The sequence below is a fragment of the Roseivirga sp. UBA838 genome (assembly GCF_002296035.1).
Taxonomy (GTDB): domain Bacteria; phylum Bacteroidota; class Bacteroidia; order Cytophagales; family Cyclobacteriaceae; genus Roseivirga; species Roseivirga thermotolerans.
The window spans coordinates 15753-34849 of record NZ_DBHC01000050.1 but is presented as its reverse complement, the minus strand read 5'-3'; the positions used below and the strand labels follow the sequence as shown (position 1 = coordinate 34849).

Here is a 19097-nt window from a genome sequence, read left to right as displayed (position 1 = left end):
ACACAGCTTATGGCTAGTATACTGGGGCTAACAAATGCGATCTAAATGAGTAACCCTATTAATTTTTTTTCTAACGAGTAATGGCTACAGCCAATCCTTGTGTACTATTAGTTAAGCCTCCCTTTTTTTGAGGGAGCACGAAATGACAAATACTAAACAGACTATTGGAAAAGAAATATCCAAATCATAAGTCATCAGAACTACGGCAACTCATTCGCCACACGGAAGACACCGATCGGTTGCACGATTTGCTGAGCGACCTTTGGGAAGAAACCTCCAATGAAAAGCTTCATGAGTATGATGAAGTCACTGTGAAGCAAAACATTCTGAAAGCTATAGTACCCCCAAAAAGAACACACACACAACCTTATACTCCCACTTCGTCTTTTCGCTCAAAAAACAACATCCGAAAAGTTGTAGTTGGAGCTAGCCTTGTTCTTTCAGTTATAGTGGCTTATTTCTTTATAGCCCCTGGCTCTCATCAAAGTAATCAGCTGCCGGCACAGGCCGATATAGTAAAAGCCACAGCTAAGGGATTTAGAAGCACCATCATTTTACGCGATGGTTCTAAAGTAACCCTTAATGCCGAAACCAAAATCACCTATGACCCCGGCTACGGAATAACTAATAGAAACATAAGCCTCGATGGCGAAGCCTTCTTTGAAGTAGCCAAAAACAAGGATCTCCCTTTTGTGGTTACTTCCAGAAATCTTTCTACCGTTGCCCTGGGTACCTCTTTCAATGTGCGCGACTATAAATGCGAAAAGCTAGCCTCCATCTCTCTGTTTACCGGATCGGTGGAGGTAAGCACCTTAGATAGCACTAAGCACTCCAAAGACTCTTCATTGGTACTCTACCCCAATGAGCAGGCCGAATTCAACAAAAGGTCTAACAACCTCACCAAAAACACAATGGACAGAGAAAAGACAGCTGCCTGGAGAGAAGAGAAGCTATACATTGAGAATCAACCCCTTAAAGAAATAGTTAAAATGCTTGAACGCTGGTACGATGTGGACATTGACATTGAAGGCGATTCGAGTGCCAAAGAATTGTATTACAAAGGAACAGGTATATTCGAAAGACAGAGCCTGGAAATGGTGTTAAGCACCATTGGTTATAGCATGGGCTTCGAAAGTCAGATAAATGAAGACCAGATACTAATTAAACTTAATGATCAATTGCCTATGGAAAAACTAAAAACAGATACGCCTATGAAATAAACAACCGCTAAAACTACCAAGGCACCCTGTTGCAGCAGAAGTGCCTTGGACATAACTGTATGTTTAATATTAAAACACCTCTAAGATATGAAAAATAATCTTAAGGCGGTGCTGTGGGGAGCAGCACGTCTTTGTCTGTATGGGACAATCATTCAATGCATGGTCTTATCTACCCTGATGGCCACCAAATCCAGAGCTCAAAGCATTAGAGAATACAAAGTAACTCTGGAGTTAAACGAAGCTTCACTAAAGGAAACTTTCCGAAAAATAGAAGCCCAGTCGCCTTTCAAATTCTTCTATCAACAAGAAGATCTCAACAAGAATGTAAGCATCAACTTGTCATATAAGAGCTATACCGTAGCCGAGTTATTGGAAACAGTATCTAAGCTGGCACAGCTCAATTTTAAACAGTTCAACAACAACATTTCCGTTTCTTCCGCTTCGGAAAACCCTCCCGGTGCAGAACCAGCCGTAAGTATAGCTGAAGTCCGCACCATTACCGGTAAGGTTACTGAAGGAGAAGAAGGGTTTGGAATGCCACAGGTGAGTGTCTTCATTAAAGGCACCAGCAATGGTACGCTCACAGACCTGGAAGGAAACTATTCGATTGAAGTACCTGACGACAACACTATTCTGGTTTTCAGATACTTAGGATACATCACTCAAGAAGTCACTGTAGGTTCCCGAAGCATTATCAACGTAATTCTGGAGCCCGATGTAACCAATCTGGGCGAACTGGTAGTAACTGGTGTTGCAGCAGAAACACCTAAAGAAAAACTATCTTTTACCATTGCCAGTGTCGATGAGCAGGTACTTACAAAGGCACCGGCTGCCAATGCAGGAAATGCCCTAGTAGGTAAAGTAGCCGGTTTAAGAGTAGCTCCGAGCAATGTTCCGGGTCAAGGACCCTCCATCTTATTGAGAGGTGCTACCAACCTCAGAACAAGCAACTCACCACTCATTTTGCTCGATGGAGCCATACTTGAAGGAAGCCTCTCCGATATCAGTGTTCAGGACATTGAGCGGTACGAGATACTGAAAGGAGCCTCTGCAGCCACCCTTTACGGATCGCGGGCAGCCAATGGTGTAATTGCCATTTACACCAAGTCGGGCAAAGGGCTCGAGGTAGGCCAAACCTCTGTATTTGTAAGAAGCGAAGTAGTTTCTGAAAACACCTATAAAGGAAGACACCCCGAAAAAGCCAGATTCCATAACAAGCAAACCGATGTCAACGGAGACATTATTACTGACGATGACGGCCTGGCTTTAGACAAAGTACCTTCCATCAATGAAGTGTCATTTTCAAGGTACAGAGATCACCTCGAAGACTTTTTTAGAGGAACCACTTCATTCAAGAACTACATTCGGTTAAGCAACCGAACCGCCAATTCCAACCTCAGCGTTTCGTTCGAGCAACAAAATGCTTCAGGAGGTATTGAGATGCATGAAGGTAATCGCAGATACAATTTTGCGATAGGCCTCGATCAGAGTTTTTCTGACCGGTTCGACCTGAAAGTTCGTTCCCGATACATTTGGGATAGAGACGATACTCGCCCAAGAAATATTGGCACTTTGATTTTTGCTTCACCAGATGCCGACTGGTTTGCTCCAAACGAAGAAGACGGAAGTCCTTACAACTACGATGCGAACTCGTTTATTCTCGATTCCTTCTTTAACCCCTTCTACGTACTCACCAACAACCGATCAGAGCGCGTTAGAAAACGTTTTATTGCCAGTGCTCAGGGTGATTTACACATTACCAACGACCTGAAGTTTACCGGTATAATGGGTTTCGACACCAGGGCTGATAACTCCAGTGGTCATCAAAATCCGGGTTATCTGGCAGTGGTTGGAGACCCCGGCCAGGGCGATATCGACCGAGGCTATGCCCAAACAGTGGCCATAAATGCCAGCGGCCAGTTTACTTACATAAAGAAGTTTGGTGATGTAAACCTCCGGTCTACTCTAAAATATCAATACGAAGACCGTGTGGATGAAGGCTTCACCATTGATGGTGATTTTCTGGGACTTCGGGACTATGATCATTTAGATGCTGTATTGGCAGATATTTCCGGCAGAGGCTATCAATTTTTGTCAGCCACAGACACCAGACCCATAAAACTGAGATCGGACAGTTATGCGCTTGCTGTTGGTGGGGACTATAGAGATCGATACATTTTTGACTTCGTATTGAGAAGAGACGGCTCTTCATTATTTGGCGAAGATGAAAGGTGGCAGTGGTTCTACAGAGGCTCATTGGCCTATCGTATTACACAGGACTTTACCATACCCGGTTTTCAGGAGTTGAAAGTTTCAGCCTCATTGGGTACAGCCGGAGGAAGACCTGGTTTCAACGACAGGTTCGAGATCGCCAATGTAGCCAATGGGCTCATCTCTTTCCCCCAACAGTTGGCCAACCCTAAGCTTAAGCCCAACATTACTACAGAGGCAGAATTTACCCTTGGCGGTAGATTCCTAAATAAGTTCAACTTCCTGGCCTCCTACTCTACTCAGGAAAACAGGGACCAGATTCTCTCTGTGCCAATATCGGTAGCTGCCACGGGTGGCCGATCTACCCAAATACAGAATGCCGCCACGTTATCGACCAATACCGTTGAATTTACCTTAGGTTATCAGGCCATTCGTAGTGAAAACGTTGGGTTGACCTTTGACTTGGTGGCAGACCGGACCGTGCAGACCATTACAGAGTTCAATGCACCACAGGTGCTCTCTTCCGGTGCCGGCATTTGGAGAGAAGGCAGTGAGCTTACTCAAATGTATGGTAGAAGATACGCTAAGTCTCTGAATGAACTAACCGTTGACGAAAACGGCATTGTGTTGAACGGTCAGTTTGCAGGCCTCGGAAACACCTCTACCATTGATGATTACGAAATCAATGACCTAGGATACGTAATTCCAAAAGGAACTCAATACACTAATGAGGAGCGTGTGGTGCCCATTGTAAACGATAATGGTGAGGAAGCACAGGAACTGCTGATTGGAAACGCCCGTCCCGACCTAAACCTGGGGTTAAGAACGGGATTCCGATATAAAAATGTGAATGTGTACATGCTATGGGAAGGCCAGATTGGTGGAGACGTGTACAATGCCGGCTTACAGTCGCTCGATAGGGACGGACTTGGCCCGGACTATGACCAAGCGCACCGACCGGAAGGGCAAAGACACTACTCCAGCTTCAGACAATCCATTTACAACGGTAGACGATTGAACGCTGAGTATGTGGAAGATGCCTCACACATTAGACTGAGAGAACTTTCAGTAAACTATGAACTGAGAACAGCACAGCTTAGCAAGTTGGGATTGAACAACGTGTTTAGAAGTGTACAACTAAGTGCTATTGCCAATAACGTACTGCTGTTTGCTAAATACCGTGGCTTCGATCCAACTTTTGGAGGTATAAATGATCGTTACGATACATATACCTTCCCGCTCATCAGGACTTTCTCAGGTTCAATTTCATTCACTTTCTAATACCTACTTAAACAGAATGATATGAAACTTAAAAAATACATATTCTCATTATCGGTAGCGGCTCTTATGATCACTACCCAAAGCTGTGATGATCTGGAGGTTGAAAACAACAATGCTTTAGACATTAACGGTGTGCTATCCAATCCGGCAGAGTTCCCTTCTTTAATACAGGGAGCCTACGGAGAGTGGTGGAGACAAACCCAAATCTCTTACCCCAATATGTACCTGTCGGTAGCCTCACAAATCATGTCCTCCTCATGGACCAACTTTGCCATGTTCGATGGGGGCAGAATTCCTCCCAGACCGTTCGTAAACTCTAACACGGCTTCTACCGTTCGGGTGAACCGAAACCCCTGGCGAGGAATCTATAACTCCATAGGCCCGGTGAACGATGTGTTGAAGGTAATGCGCGATAACTTCGATGGCAAAGCCATTGACCCCAACACCGGTGAAGATCACACTCTTTCTGTATTGGCCAATGCTCGCATGATGCAAGGCCTGGCCCTGGGCTGGGTGGCCATGATCTTCGATCAGGGTTTTATTGTTAGCGAAGACCTAACCGATGCAGACCTGGGTAGCTTAGAGCTACAGTCTTATAGAGAGTGTGCCGATGCCGCAATAGCAAGGTTCCTGGAGGCCGCTCAGATTTTTGAGGAAAACCCGGAAATCATTTTTAACGGATTCAACGGTGTAACACTTTCTTCTCAGGAAGCGGCTCGTTTTGCCCGGTCATATGCTGCAAAAGTTGAAGTGTTTTCGGCCAGAAATGCAGAGCAAACCATAAACGAAACCAATTGGCAGCAAGTGCTTGAACTTACTACCAACGGTATAACTCAAGACATTGCCCCCATTGGCGATGGAGGAAACGATTGGTATACCAGAGCCTTAACCAACGGACAGTATGCCGGTTGGGTGCGGGTTTCGCAACGAATGATCAACATGATGGAAGGTGGAACCGGTGGCAGAGACATTCTTAATGCCAGTGATACCGACCCCGACCACCCAACGGCACCTTACCCCTGGCAAGACAATGTGTTGTCTTACCCCGAAATTACCAGCCCCAGAGACAAACGTCTGGAAACCGACTTTACTTACAACAGTAGTGTACCTTTTAGGTCTGACCGGGGCTTCTACATTTTTGGTAATTACAGCTACAGCCGGTATATCTACTTTGTAAATGATAACTCCGTGGGCCCTATGCCGCACTTTACAGTTATTGAGAATAACCTGCTCAGAGCAGAGGCTCTTGTTAGAACAGGTGGAAGTAAAATTGAAGCTGCCCAGCTCATTAACGAAAGTCGGGTTGGACGCGGAGAATTGGCTCCCCTAACCGGTGCAGAAACCAATGAAGAGCTTCTGAGGGAAATCACTTATGAGCGACTGGTAGAACTGAGTTGGCAAGCGGCCTGCAATGGCTACTTCACCAGACGAATCACCACCATCGATGATTTGAAACTACCTCCTGGCACCCCTCTCAGTATGCCGGTACCGGCATCAGAGCTGGAGGCACTTGGCCTCGAAATCTACACCTTTGGAGGTATAGGAAATCCTGATGGAGCCTGATAGATAACAAAACAATGGCTGTCTCATCGATCGATCCTCTTTTAGCCACCATTTTTTAAGTGGTGATGGTCAGGAAAGAAGCGGTGAAATTCTTGAGACAGCCTCATTTAACCAAACACATGTCAAGGTCAAAAACAATAGGGTCAATTCTTATTCTCAGCCTGATAATGGTTTTGGGTTGTCACTCCCAAAACAAGCTTAGTGCAGAACTGCTGGAGATCAACTTTATAGGAGAGTTCAGTTCAGAGCACTGGATTGAAATAGATGGTATTCGTCTAATTCACCAGTCCAATTTTGAGCGGGACAGTTTAATGCTGGCTCCATTTTTTCCGGAAACAGATCAGCCTTTACCCACTACTATCCAGCACTTTAGGTCTTATACCAACCATGAAGCAGTAAACGAACGAAAGATTCCAAAAGGTCGCGTGGCCGAATCTTTTTTCACCCGAATGTCGCTGGCCTATCGCCTGGAAAATGGAAAGCGAAAAAGAGCTTACGTTTTTGAAGGCAACGTGGCGGAAATGTCAATGGGAAAGCTGAGGTTCTACAGAACCGATGGTAGAACAATGACCATACGAACCAGCAAGAATTACCCTGCTCTTATCAAAAATCTTAACAACCGGGAACCAATGGCCACCGGAGAAAGAAACTGACTTTCGTTTTAGTTTAGTTAGTAGTTTGTTTAGAACTGGTTTCAGACGGAAACCAGTTACTTTTCAAATAAATACAATTATTAACGAATTCCCTACTTTCCGCAAGAAAAACCCAATCCGAGTATTCACTCATTCATAACGCAACGAGGTAATAGGATCCTGGCTGGCGGCACGTTTTGCGGGAGTTATCCCAAATATTATTCCTACCGTAACAGCCACACCAAAAGAAAGGGCAATAGAAGATATATGCACCAGTGTTGGGATATCGGCCAATTGACTAATGCCAAAGGCAATGGACAGCCCCAAAATAATACCTATCATTCCTCCACTGAAGCTAATCATAACCGATTCGAGCAAGAACTGATAAATAATATCTCGTTTGGTAGCTCCTATTGCCAAGCGAAGCCCAATTTCTTTAATACGCTCCAAAACCGAAGCCAGCATAATATTCATAATTCCTATTCCCCCTACCAATAAGGATATGCCCGCAATGCCTCCCAACACATAATTAAAGATGTTTTTAGTACGCTGTTGCTGTTTCAGCAATAATTCAGGAATCGTGATTTCATAATCCACCACCTGGCTGTGTTTGCGCTTAAGAAGTTTACTAATTACCTCAGCGGTGGCATTCATTTTATCGGAGTCGGCCACCTTTATCACCAGACGATCCAGTTGATGATAGTTTTTAGCTTTGCCCTGGTCTACTCCCATATTACTATTCCTGATTGCCTCCTGAATGGCCGTATTAGAAACCATTGCACGATTCTCATACCTAAGTAGAGCCGTACTCAGCGGAGTATAAACATCCATATTATAGTCTCGTATGCCCAGATTACTGATACTCTTGTCAGAAATAAGTCTTTCTTCCAGAACCCCGATTACCCTGAGCCAATGTTTTCCCACCTTGAGGTATTTACCCAAAGGTTCTTCTCCATTAAAGAACTTGGCGGCTATAGACTTACCTACAATACATACCGGCTTACCCATTTCCGCATGTTCCTCATTAAAGAAATTTCCTTCGAGCAGACGGAAACCGGCAATTTCAAAATATGAGTTTTCAACCCCCACCAACTTGGCACTACGATGAAAGGCGTTGCGAGAAACTGAAGTTTCTACCACTACCTCCGGACTTACCACCTCTATGCCAGGCACTATACTCTTTATGCTTTCCACATCGAGAAAATTGAGACCGATGGAAAGGTTTTTTTGTTTTCGGGCTTCTCCTCCGGCATTTTCGGCTTGTACTTCTCCTTCTGTTTGTTCAATTACCGGAGTAATGACAATGTTGTTTACACCAACCAACTTTATTTGCTCCAGAATCTCTTGCTGGGCACCGGCTCCAATTGCCAGCATAGCTATAACTGCGGCTACTCCGAAAATAATACCCAATGCTGTAAGCAATGACCGGATTTTATTGGCAAAAACCGCTTCCATGGCTATGGCCATGTTAGATGCTAATTGCTTCAACATTACTTATTGTTTTGGGCGATGGACTGGGAGTTGTTGAGCCTCTTAAGGCTGAAGTCGTTAATACCACTGGGATCGGAAAGGTACACGCTCTGTCCTTCAGTCAATCCTGACTTTATGATTACCTGATCGGAATTAGAAATTCCCAACTCCACTTCTTGCTTCACAATACTCAGTCCATCTTTCAATAGTACGTAGGTAATGGAATCTCCCTGGCTGTGAATGGCCTCTACGGGCACAAACATAGCCTGCTCTACCACCTTGGCAATTATTTTATTGCTCGTAGACATTCCCGGCCGAAGAGTGGTGTCAGATTCATTAATTTCTACTACTACTTCAAAAACCTTGGAGTCAGAATTAGGTCTTTGCTGTCCCATATTGGCCACACTCGTCACCACCCCCGTGAGCTTCTTTTCCGGAAAAGCATCGAGTCCAATTTCCACAAATTGGCCTGCGCTCACGGTATTGATATCTACTTCATTGATATAAGTTTTGGATATCATGCTGGTAAGATCAGGTAAAGTAGCCACAATAGGGTCGTAAGAGGCTACTCTTCCCCCCTGCGCAATTTTGTTTCCGCGCCAGTCCCTTCTATAAATTAGCATGCCGGCCTCCGGAGCCGTAATTACAAACTGATTTGATATTTCCTGAAGAAAATCGAGCCGCCTCTTGTCTTCTAACATTTCGGCTTCAGAAGCCGCCACCTTGGCCTTGGCCTTTTCTAGTTGCAACTTGTAGTTTTCCTTGGCCTGATCATATCTTTTTTGGGCCCGTTCCAACTCCATTGTTTTTTCCTTGATAGTGGCCGGTGGTTCGTATTGTGAATTTTCCAGCACTAGCTTCTGCTTTTCCATTTCGAAAAGCATATTGTCCATTTCCTCCCTGGCTTTTCTCAGTTCCATGGCCGTATCTAGTTTGGCCTCTTTATACTGTGAAGAACTGATGGTAAAATCACTGCTGGCTTGCTGAATTTTTTGTCCAAGCTCCGACTGATCTAGCCTGGCCACATAGTCTCCTTTGGCCACCACAGTGCCCTCATCGATGATGTGGCTAATGGTGGTTTCCCAAATATTGGCTTGACGCATGCCATCAGGCCCTAAGATATTTACGCTGTTTTTGGCATATAACTCTCCGCTGGCGGTTACCTCAGACCTAAACAAACCTACCTTTACCTGGGTAAGTACCTCGCTCTCCATGGAAGAGCCTTTGTTAACCTTTGTGATGAAAAAGATGATTAAGGCTACAAAGACGCCCGTAATCACCATGACCTTTCTATTTTTCATGAGTTGTTGTTGATGATTTGAGTAAACTATAATGATAGTTTAAAACTTGTTCAAACTAAAATTTTTAACATTAATTTTATATTTAATATTTCAACCTTTGATGTCTGATCAAAAAAATATAGTCTTCCTTATTTCATCACTTCTCCCCAAAACTCACTTTTCACCTCCATCAACATTCGACCCGCTTCTCATCTGCCCCGGCCCTCCCACTCATGCTCTCCTATCAATACGCTGGATGCCATCGTTTATTGGTTATCAATAACTTTAAGTGCATAGAACCAGAGCCTCTTGGTATTCTTCTCCGATGCATCTCAACCTATTTTTGTTCTACTCCCAGAGTCATTTGTTATGGACTGCGTGTTATAAAGACCGTGTAATGGCCAATTAATTACACTACGTAAGAACAAATTCAACCGGGTGAACTTTTATTTCAACGGCCCTCTCTACAAAACCACTTACAGTAGTAGCTTTGTGAACTATGAATTACCTTTCTGTAGAAAAGCTCACCAAGTCTTTTGGCGACCGGCTTATACTCGACCACATTACTTTTGGGATTGCACAGGGCCAAAAAGTGGCTCTGGTTGGAGTGAATGGTTCGGGAAAATCTACGCTGCTAAAAGTGATTACCGGAATGGAAACTCCCGATAGTGGCGAAGTGGTCTTTAAAAACGATATTGTGGTAAAGCATCTATTGCAGAATCCGCAGTTTTATGCCGGACAAAAAGTACTCGATGCCGTTTTTGATAGCAACAACCCGGAACATGCTTTGCTTAAGCAATATGAGCGAGCCCTGGTGCGATCGGCTGCCGGACATGAAAACCACGGTGAAGTACAGCAACTTATAGAACAAATAGATGCCCAAAACCTATGGGATCTGGAGAGCCAGGCCAAACAAATACTGGGGAAGCTCGGCATCCACAATCTAGAAGAAGAGGTTGCATTACTTTCTGGCGGGCAACAAAAGCGAATAGCCCTTGCCTCGGTGCTTATTCAAAAGCCCGACCTACTGATTCTCGATGAGCCCACCAACCATCTCGATATAGATACCATTGAATGGTTGGAGAAGTACTTGGCCGTAGCCAACATGGCGTTAATTTTAGTAACTCACGACCGCTACTTTCTGGAGCAGGTAACCGATAACATTATTGAACTGGAAGCCGGAAAAGCATTTACCTATCAAGGTAACTATGCCTATTTTCTGGAGAAAAAAGCCGAACGAGAAGCCAATGAAAGTGCTTCCATAGACAAAGCCCGAAACCTTTACAGAAAAGAACTGGAGTGGATTAGAAGACAACCACAGGCCAGAGGTACCAAAGCAAAATACAGGGTAGATGCCTTTCAGGAAACCAAAGAAAAAGCCTTTAGCGCTCAAAAAACAAATGAGCTAAACCTTCAGGCCAATACAGCCCGACAGGGCAAAAAGGTATTGGAAATAGAGAAATTGAGCCATGGTTTTGGAGACCGACAATTAATCAGTGACTTCTCCTATACCTTTCAGAGGCAAGACAGAATAGGAATAGTAGGTCCTAATGGCAGTGGAAAAACCACTTTCATAAGGCTGATTACACAAGAGTTGGCACCCAATTCGGGTTATATTGAACTTGGCCCAACCACCAAATTTGGCTACTACCGACAGGTAGAAGATCAGTTCGACCCGCAACAAACCGTAATAGATTTTGCCAAAGAAATCGCTGAAGTGATTGAAGTTGGCAAAGGCCGAAGCATACCTGTTTCGCAGTTCCTCACCCGTTTTCTGTTTCCTCCGGAGGTTCAGTACAAACCCATTGGCAAATTAAGCGGTGGTGAAAAACGCAGGCTGCAACTTCTGCAGGTTCTATTAAAAAGCCCAAACTTTCTGGTGCTCGATGAACCCACCAACGATCTGGACTTGATTACGCTGGGCACTTTAGAAAATTACCTGGAGAACTTTGAAGGCAGCCTCATTATCATCTCGCACGATCGCTACTTTATGGATAAACTTGTTAACCACCTGTTTGTGTTCGATGGTCAAGGACAAATAAGAGACTTTCCCGGCAACTATACTGACTACCGTATGCAGGCAGCAGAAAGCCCCCAGGTGGCCAAACCTATAGAACAAAAAAAGGAAAAGACCAAGGAACCAAATGAACGGAAAAAGCTTTCATTTAAGGAGCAACGAGAGTTTAGCCAGTTGGAGCAACAGATAGCCGATCTGGAACAGGAGAAAAGCCGATTAATCGATGAAATGAATCAGGTAACTGATCATGAAGAGTTGTCGGAACTGGCCAAGCGCCTTCAGACAGTTTCTGATGAACTCGACCAAAAAGAATTGCGCTGGCTGGAGCTCTCCGAATTGACGTAGTGCATGGCAGTAATAGAATTGACCAACGACAAGGTAAGTTTAGTAGCAAATACCGAAAAAACGATACTGGAAAACACACTGGCTGCGGGCATACCGCACACCCACGCTTGTGGAGGCTTTGCCCAATGTTCTACCTGCCGTGTCTATATCGAGGAAGGTTTGGAAAACCTTTGTCCCCGAAATGAAGAAGAATCGTCTCTTGCTCAACAATTAGGACTACTGCCTGAGGTAAGGCTGGCGTGTCAGACTAAAATTAATGGGGATGTAAAGATGAGAAGACTCGTACTTGATGAAATCGATGAAACCATTATCCTGGATCATGGTAGCACCCTTTCGCCCAGAAGCCTGGGAATTGAAAAAGACGCATCCATACTCTTTGTAGATATTGCCGACTACACTGCTTTTTCGGAAAAAACTCCGGCTTACGATGTAGTGCATATTCTCAACCGCTACTTTCATATAGCCGGCACGGTTGTAAAAAAATATGGAGGGCGAATAATTGATTACTACGGAGATGGTTTTTTGGCCATCTTTGGGTTAGACGATGATCCGAAACACTCCGAAAACCTCATTAAAGCCGGATTCGAACTGAAAACAGCCATCGATAAGTTCGACCATGCCGTACACGATATTATTGACAGTGACTTTAAAATCCGGCTGGGAGCACACACCGGTAAAATCATTTGGGGAACCATAGGCATTGAAGGCATGCAGAAGGAAGCTGCCATTGGAGATACCGTAAACTTGGCCAGCCGAATAGAACAAGCCAATAAAACACTCAATACTCGGTTTTTAGTATCAGAAGCTCTCTACAAAAAACTACAACACAAATGTTCGGTTTGTCAGAGTTTCGAAATAAACGCCAAGGGTAAAAGCGGGATCCAAAAAGTCTACTCACTAGACCAACACTTTTTAGACTAGTCTTCCCCTTAGAGTTGGGCCGCGAAGGCAAAACTCTTCAAGCCTCTCTACTTGCGCTATTCAATTAATCGAACGAGATTCGTTACTTAAAGCTATTTTAGTACACCATGAACTCAACGTTGTTTCTTATTCTTTTTGGGTTTCTAATGGTCGTATATGCCATGAGTTTCATCTATTACATGAAACAGCGCAGCAACCGGAAGAACAATCAAAACCGTATTTTACAACTCCCACTGTTCATGGCCTTCCTTATTGGCCCCTTACTTTTTTTCATGATTAACAACAACCAACGCAGAGAGAAAAGAAAGTTTATGAAAGGAAATAAAAGGCGATTCTCCTGAATTTATACAACCTCATAGGCCAGCATACGTCTACAGCCTCAAAGCTTGAACTCTTTTAGTCAATTATTACTTACTTCAACATGCATCAGGAATTCATCAATAAACTTTATGTGCGGCAACAAGCCTGCCCCAGCTGCCCATCGCCCGAAATGGTTGCCAACTGGTTCAACGACCTTCTCGGCACCCTATTCCCTGACTTTTCGCGGCAGCAGTTTAGCACTCAGAAAGAATTTGAATTACATCTGGAAAAATTACGATTGCAACTCAATCAAATTCTTTCCCGAAACCCCATTAAATCGGATATGGAACCGGACCATGTAACCGATCGGTTTTTTGATGAATTACCGGCCATTCACGCCATGCTGGAAGAAGACATAACGGCTATTTTTGAAGGCGATCCGGCCGCTAAAAGCCGAACCGAAGTAGTAAGAACTTATCCGGGTTTCATGGCCATTGCGGCTCATCGCATTGCCCATTCGCTGTATCAGCTAAAGGTTGAGCTCATACCTCGTATAATTTCGGAGTATGCACATAGCCGAACGGGCATCGATATTCACCCTGGCGCAACCATAGGCCATTTCTTTTGTATAGACCATGGCACCGGGGTTGTGATTGGCGAAACCACTCACATTGGCGACCATGTTAAAATTTATCAGGGAGTAACCCTGGGGGCTTTGAGTGTAGAGAAGCGTGATGTACAAACGAAACGCCATCCTACCATTGGCGACCATGTAGTCATTTATGCAGGAGCTACTATTTTAGGTGGAAACACCGATATAGGCCATAGCTCGGTAATTGGAGGCAATGTGTGGCTTACCCACAGTGTGCCTTCCGGCTCTAAGGTTTATTACCAGGCCCAAATGAGCCACTCCAACGGAAAGAAAGACACAATTATTTTTAAAGGACAAAGCGCATGACCATTGAGCAATTAATTGGTAATACACCCTTGGTAGAATACCAACGCCTACATACCAATCCGAAAGTGAAAATCTACGGTAAACTGGAAGGCAACAACCCCGGGGGAAGTGTAAAAGACAGAGCTGCTTATGGCATGATAAAAGGGGCGCTAGACCGCGGTGAAATAAAAAAGGGCGACCGATTAATTGAAGCCACTAGTGGCAATACAGGCATAGCCTTGGCCATGATTGCCAGCATTATGGGTGTGCACATAACTCTGGTGATGCCTGATAACTCCACGCGCGAACGAGTTTTAAGTATGCAGGCCTATGGTGCTGAGGTAATACTTACGCCTGCCGCTCAAACCATAGAGTATTCCCGTACACTGGCGCAGCAAAAGGCCGAAAAAGAGGGCTATTACATGCTCAATCAGTTTGCCAACCCCGATAATTACGGACAACATTATAAAACTACAGGGCCTGAAATATGGAAGGACACCCAGGGGAAAATCACCCACTTTGTTTCTGCCATGGGCACTACCGGCACTATTATGGGAGTATCGCGCTATCTAAAGGAACAAAATCCACATGTGCAGATAGTAGGCACTCAACCAACGGATGGTTCCAGCATCCCCGGAATCCGCAGATGGTCTCCTGAATTTCTTCCTAAAATATTCGATCCACACAGGGTTGATAGAATAATAGATGTAAGTCAGGAAGAAGCCACCATAATGACGCGAAGAATGGCTAAAGAAGAAGGAATTTTGGCAGGCATGAGCTCTGGCGGTGCATTACATGCAGCGCTAAAGCTTGCCGAAGAAATTGAAGAAGGGGTTATCGTCCACATTGTCTGCGACCGGGGAGACAGATACTTAAGTAGTGACTTATTTGGGTAAGCCTGAAAACAAACATTGTCCCTAAGCCTCATCGATTGCATTGAGCCTGTAATTACTGTAGGGTTGTAATCCACACCAAATAACCGCAGGCATGCTGCTCACTGCTGACATAGGGTTGTCACCTGACATCTCTAATTTTATGGTAAACAGAACAGCCATGCCCGAAAAAGTGCTGACAACATACTACCCTAAAAGCAAAACAGATTGGAGGAACTGGCTAAGTAAGCACCATGATTCAACCCAGTCTATCTGGTTAGTTTATTATAAGACTTCCAGTAACAAGCCTACTCTAAGTTGGAGTGAGGCCGTAGACGAAGCACTTTGCTTTGGCTGGATTGATAGCACAAAGAAAGCCATCGACAAAGAAAGCTACATGCAATATTTCTGTAAGCGAAAGCCCAACAGCATATGGTCTAAAATAAACAAAGAGAAAGTGGCCCGGCTCATTGAAAACAACCTTATGACCGAGGCTGGCCTAAAGAGCATAGCAACAGCTAAAGAAAATGGTTCCTGGAACGCATTGGATGATGTAGAGGCACTAATTGTTCCGAACGACTTAACCGAGGCTTTAGCAGGCTGCAAAGAGGCACTTGCATTTTTTAACAGGCTCAGCAATTCGACTAAAAAACTACTACTGCATTGGGTAACCTTTGCTAAACGGCCGAAAACAAGAGCAAAACGAATTGCAGAAATCGTAGAGAGTGCCCATAAAAGCCTGAAACCAAAACAGTTCAGGTAATTGGTTCACCACAACCAACATCACTTGAATTTCATCCTCAAAACAAGCTCTTTTTAAGTCAACAACTGGCGTTAAAAACAGGAACTAAGTCCACACACTCATGTGTTAATGGCACCTGATAATTAGACAAAGCAAAAACATGAATAAGAGTTATCCAAGATCATTTTCGCACATAGGTATCACCGTGCCTGACCTAAAAAAAGCCGTTGAATTTTATGAAGAGGTGATGGGCTGGTATGTGATTATGCCTCCCTCTAAAATCAAAAAAGAGAAAGAAACAGCCATCGGTCAAATGTGCATCGATGTGTTTGGCGAAGATTGGGAAGAGTTTGAAATCGCCCACATGTCCACATCAGATGGAATTGGTATAGAGCTATTCTCATTCCCTCATGGAGTTAAAGAGAAGCCAGAATTCAATCCGTTCAACACTGGTCTTTTTCACTTCTGTGTACAAGATCCGGACATTGAAGGCCTAACTCAAAAAATTATAGAACGTGGTGGTAAGCAGAGAATGCCAATTCGTGAATATTACCCCAATGAAAAACCGTATAAAATGGTTTATGTAGAAGACCCTTTTGGTGTGGTATTCGAAATATATTCTCACAGTTACGAGCTCACCTATTCTTCGGGGGCATATCAAGACTAACCGCTTCTTAAGGCTTCACTAAAAGTGAGGCCTTCTCTTTTTTACGGGTAGTGCTATCCGAACATCTTCACAACCCAATGGAATCCACCCCTACTTTCTTTCAATAGTTAAGCAAGAAAAAAGCCCTACAACCCACAGAAGCACACTATATTGAAGTAAGCTTATCTTAACAAAGTCCTAACTCACCAAATGAAGAACGCTCTCCTATTTTTAACCCTTCTTTGCCCGGCTCTATTTTCCTGCAACCAAACAAAGACTAAAAACCACCAACAAGCGGAAGAACAAAAAACAGAAGCAGCAAAAGCCGACTCCGTTGTTTATCAAAGCCAAGCACTTACCATTATTAAGTTAACTGACCATACATATCAGCATATTTCCTACTTAGACACCGATACTTTCGGTAAGGTACCCTGCAATGGCATGTTTGTTATAAATGAGGGTGAAAGTATTGTATTCGACACACCAACCCACTCAGAAAGCGCTAAAGAACTCATCATTTTTATCCGTTCAGAATTAAAAAGCAAGATCACTGCGTTAATCCCCACACACTTCCATGAAGACTGCATCGGTGGAATTAATGAATTTGACACCCAAGGCATTCCTGCATTTGTCGGCACTCGAACGATAAAACTATTGACTGACAACAACTATAATTTCAAAACGCCCGTCAATGCTTTTAATGATAGTCTGAACTTGAAATTAGGAAACCAAGCAGTTGTCGTGCACTTTTTGGGCGAAGGCCACACCCAAGACAATCTAGTAGGCTACTTCCCTTTAGATCACGTTCTTTTTGGTGGCTGTTTAATTAAATCAGTTGGGGCCGGTAAGGGTAATTTAGAAGATGCCAACGTTCAACAATGGCCAGCGACTGTGGCCAAGGTAAAACGCAAATTTCCCGAAGCTGACCTGATTGTTCCGGGCCATGGAAAAACCGGTAATACAGCTCTTTTAGATTATACCATACAATTGTTCGAGACAAATAATCAGTAGAAGAAGCTATCATCGGCCATTGAGACAGCCGGTATCTGAGTGGCGATTTGCTCAGCCAAGTCCGGTTGAATAGACTCAATGACTCAGAAACATTAAGCACATTTCAATTATATTCTTTTGATTAGCTACCTGAATACATTCTTTCTATTTACTTGTAACAATAAACCATACCTATCTTATGCATACCATTCAACGAATGATCACCAACATCTGCTCCGATAACCTTTCTGCAAGCAGAGATTTTTATACCAGCCTGCTCGATTTCGCAGTCGATTATGACAGTGACTGGTTTGTTCATTTGATCTCCAAAGACCGCCAACTGGAACTCGGTATTATTGATCGAACCTATGATTTGGTTCCGGAAGCATTTCAGCAAAAACCACAAGGCTTTTACCTCACCTTTGTGGTCGAAAATGCCGACATAGTTTTTGAAAAAGCTAAGTCACAAGGCTTTGAAGTACTCAGTGAGCCGGAAAATACTTTTTACGGACAAAGGCGCTTTTTACTAAAGGACCCGAATGGCACTCTGGTAGACATTTCCTCCCCCACTAAGGCTCCCTGATATCACAGCCTGACTGATGTTGCCTAAAAAACTACTGCTGACCATACTAGTGCTCGGAGCCACCGCCATTTCACTATTCTTTGTACCCTGGCGGCTGCTCTGGGTTTCAATTCGGCCCATGCCTGATAGCGTGCAAGAGCAGGTAAATCGGGTTGAAGAATATGCTCTTAGCGGTATTATAGTGTACATTGATGAAGCAGGAAAGCCCCCTAAACTCCACGCTGCCGGTTGGCACAACAGAGAAATAAAAAGTACCTGCTCAGCCCGATGCTCTTTTTAAAAGAGCCAGCATTAGTAAACTATATATTGCCGCAGCAGCTACCAAGCTCATTGGTAAAGGGCAGTTAGATTCCAAGAAACCTTTGGTTCAAACCTGCCTGAACTCCGTGGAAAAGTAGAAAATGCCGATCGAATTACGCTTGAACAACTCATACAGCACCGCAGTGGCATACCTACTTTTACAGACTCTCCGGATTTTCGGTGGGACAAGCCTTTTAAGAACAATGAGAAAACGCTAGAACTTGAACTAAACAAACCGGCACGTTTTGAACCCGGCCTGCGCTATGAATACTCCAATACTAACTACCTGCTTCTTGGCCATATTCTGGACAATACGTTGGGCTACAGTCATCACCAGTATATCGAAGAAGCCATATTGCATCCACTTCAACTCAAAAGCACTTTTAGCCTGCTTAGCCAAGCCAATCCCGAACGGGTGAGCGGGTATGTCGTAGGCTGGCCTCATGATGTAAAAGGCAATGATTTTATTGAACCGGGTGCTTCTATGGTCGCTACAGCTCAATAGGTTGGTCTGTCTTTGAGGGCACTGCGCAATGGTAGTTTAGTCAATAACAAGGAGCAATCAATCTATGCCGGGCTGTATAGTTTTGAGCATACCGGACTTTTGCCGGGCTACCAGAGTTTGGATCGCTATTATGCAGATATAGATGCTGTTGTCATTCAGTTCACGAACACCAGCGGAGGCAAAGCCTGGAGTTTTTCAGAAATTATGCACAAGCGCCTAGTCAGGATTTTAAGAAACCACAACACTCTACATGTTCCATGACACTCCCTTTGCATGTTCTGC

The 19097-nt window shown here is 44.1% G+C and carries 18 protein-coding genes; 16 read left to right on the top strand and 2 right to left on the bottom strand.

The window, feature by feature from the left end:
• Positions 1–164 precede the first annotated feature (164 nt).
• The 4 genes from B3O12_RS17755 to B3O12_RS17740 all read left to right on the top strand — a co-directional run bounded on the left by B3O12_RS17755 (position 165) and on the right by B3O12_RS17740 (position 6928).
• Positions 165–1220, top strand: a complete 1056-nt coding sequence (locus B3O12_RS17755) for a FecR family protein (protein ID WP_286757281.1) — start codon at positions 165–167, stop codon at positions 1218–1220.
• An 87-nt stretch (positions 1221–1307) separates the two neighbouring features.
• Positions 1308–4712 carry a SusC/RagA family TonB-linked outer membrane protein gene (locus tag B3O12_RS17750; protein ID WP_286757280.1) on the top strand — a complete coding sequence of 1135 codons (3405 nt, stop codon included), beginning with the start codon at positions 1308–1310 and terminating at the stop codon, positions 4710–4712.
• 21 nt (positions 4713–4733) lie between these two features.
• The gene (locus B3O12_RS17745; protein ID WP_189630786.1) at positions 4734–6275 is read left to right on the top strand and encodes a hypothetical protein; all 1542 of its coding nucleotides are present in this window, start codon (positions 4734–4736) and stop codon (positions 6273–6275) included.
• 119 nt (positions 6276–6394) lie between these two features.
• The gene (locus B3O12_RS17740) at positions 6395–6928 is read left to right on the top strand and encodes a hypothetical protein (RefSeq protein ID WP_286757279.1); all 534 of its coding nucleotides are present in this window, start codon (positions 6395–6397) and stop codon (positions 6926–6928) included.
• Positions 6929–7057: 129 nt separating this feature from the next.
• Here the strand turns inward: B3O12_RS17740 and B3O12_RS17735 are convergent, their stop codons facing one another.
• Complete coding sequence (locus B3O12_RS17735) at positions 7058–8398, bottom strand: ABC transporter permease (protein WP_286757278.1); 1341 nt, start codon at positions 8396–8398, stop codon at positions 7058–7060.
• Positions 8398–9678 carry an efflux RND transporter periplasmic adaptor subunit gene (locus tag B3O12_RS17730; RefSeq protein WP_286747939.1) on the bottom strand — a complete coding sequence of 427 codons (1281 nt, stop codon included), beginning with the start codon at positions 9676–9678 and terminating at the stop codon, positions 8398–8400. Before B3O12_RS17730 ends, B3O12_RS17735 begins: the two co-directional genes overlap by 1 nt.
• Positions 9679–10156: 478 nt before the next feature.
• On the opposite strand from B3O12_RS17730, the gene B3O12_RS17725 reads away from it, so the two are divergent.
• The 12 genes from B3O12_RS17725 (at position 10157) to B3O12_RS17665 (ending at position 19076) form a co-directional block, all read left to right on the top strand.
• Positions 10157–12019, top strand: coding sequence for an ABC-F family ATP-binding cassette domain-containing protein (locus tag B3O12_RS17725; protein WP_286757277.1), 1863 nt, complete (start codon positions 10157–10159; stop codon positions 12017–12019).
• Positions 12020–12022: 3 nt separating this feature from the next.
• A complete protein-coding gene (locus B3O12_RS17720; RefSeq protein ID WP_189630781.1) occupies positions 12023–12940 on the top strand; it encodes an adenylate/guanylate cyclase domain-containing protein in 918 nt (305 codons plus the stop codon).
• A 107-nt stretch (positions 12941–13047) separates the two neighbouring features.
• The gene (locus B3O12_RS17715) at positions 13048–13281 is read left to right on the top strand and encodes a hypothetical protein (protein ID WP_189630780.1); all 234 of its coding nucleotides are present in this window, start codon (positions 13048–13050) and stop codon (positions 13279–13281) included.
• Between the two features lie 80 nt (positions 13282–13361).
• A complete protein-coding gene (gene epsC, locus B3O12_RS17710; protein WP_189630779.1) occupies positions 13362–14198 on the top strand; it encodes a serine O-acetyltransferase EpsC in 837 nt (278 codons plus the stop codon).
• Entirely contained in the window at positions 14195–15073 is an 879-nt protein-coding gene (gene cysM, locus B3O12_RS17705) for a cysteine synthase CysM (RefSeq protein WP_286747562.1), read from the top strand. The genes epsC and cysM overlap by 4 nt, the downstream gene beginning before the upstream one ends.
• A gap of 91 nt (positions 15074–15164) precedes the next feature.
• Positions 15165–15812 carry a YdeI/OmpD-associated family protein gene (locus B3O12_RS17700; RefSeq protein WP_348655489.1) on the top strand — a complete coding sequence of 216 codons (648 nt, stop codon included), beginning with the start codon at positions 15165–15167 and terminating at the stop codon, positions 15810–15812.
• 139 nt (positions 15813–15951) lie between these two features.
• Positions 15952–16458, top strand: a complete 507-nt coding sequence (locus B3O12_RS17695) for a lactoylglutathione lyase family protein (protein WP_189630777.1) — start codon at positions 15952–15954, stop codon at positions 16456–16458.
• 189 nt (positions 16459–16647) lie between these two features.
• Positions 16648–17448, top strand: a complete 801-nt coding sequence (bla, locus tag B3O12_RS17690) for a subclass B1 metallo-beta-lactamase (RefSeq protein ID WP_286757276.1) — start codon at positions 16648–16650, stop codon at positions 17446–17448.
• Between the two features lie 178 nt (positions 17449–17626).
• A complete protein-coding gene (locus B3O12_RS17685) occupies positions 17627–18010 on the top strand; it encodes a VOC family protein (protein WP_286747564.1) in 384 nt (127 codons plus the stop codon).
• Positions 18011–18026: 16 nt separating this feature from the next.
• On the top strand, positions 18027–18290 hold the full coding sequence (locus B3O12_RS17680) for a hypothetical protein (protein WP_286757274.1): 264 nt from the start codon (positions 18027–18029) through the stop codon (positions 18288–18290).
• Positions 18291–18383: 93 nt separating this feature from the next.
• Positions 18384–18815, top strand: coding sequence for a serine hydrolase domain-containing protein (locus B3O12_RS17670; RefSeq protein ID WP_348655491.1), 432 nt, complete (start codon positions 18384–18386; stop codon positions 18813–18815).
• A 12-nt stretch (positions 18816–18827) separates the two neighbouring features.
• Positions 18828–19076: a hypothetical protein gene (locus B3O12_RS17665; protein WP_286757273.1), complete on the top strand. Its 249-nt coding sequence runs from the start codon at positions 18828–18830 to the stop codon at positions 19074–19076.
• The last annotated feature ends 21 nt before the right edge of the window (positions 19077–19097 follow it).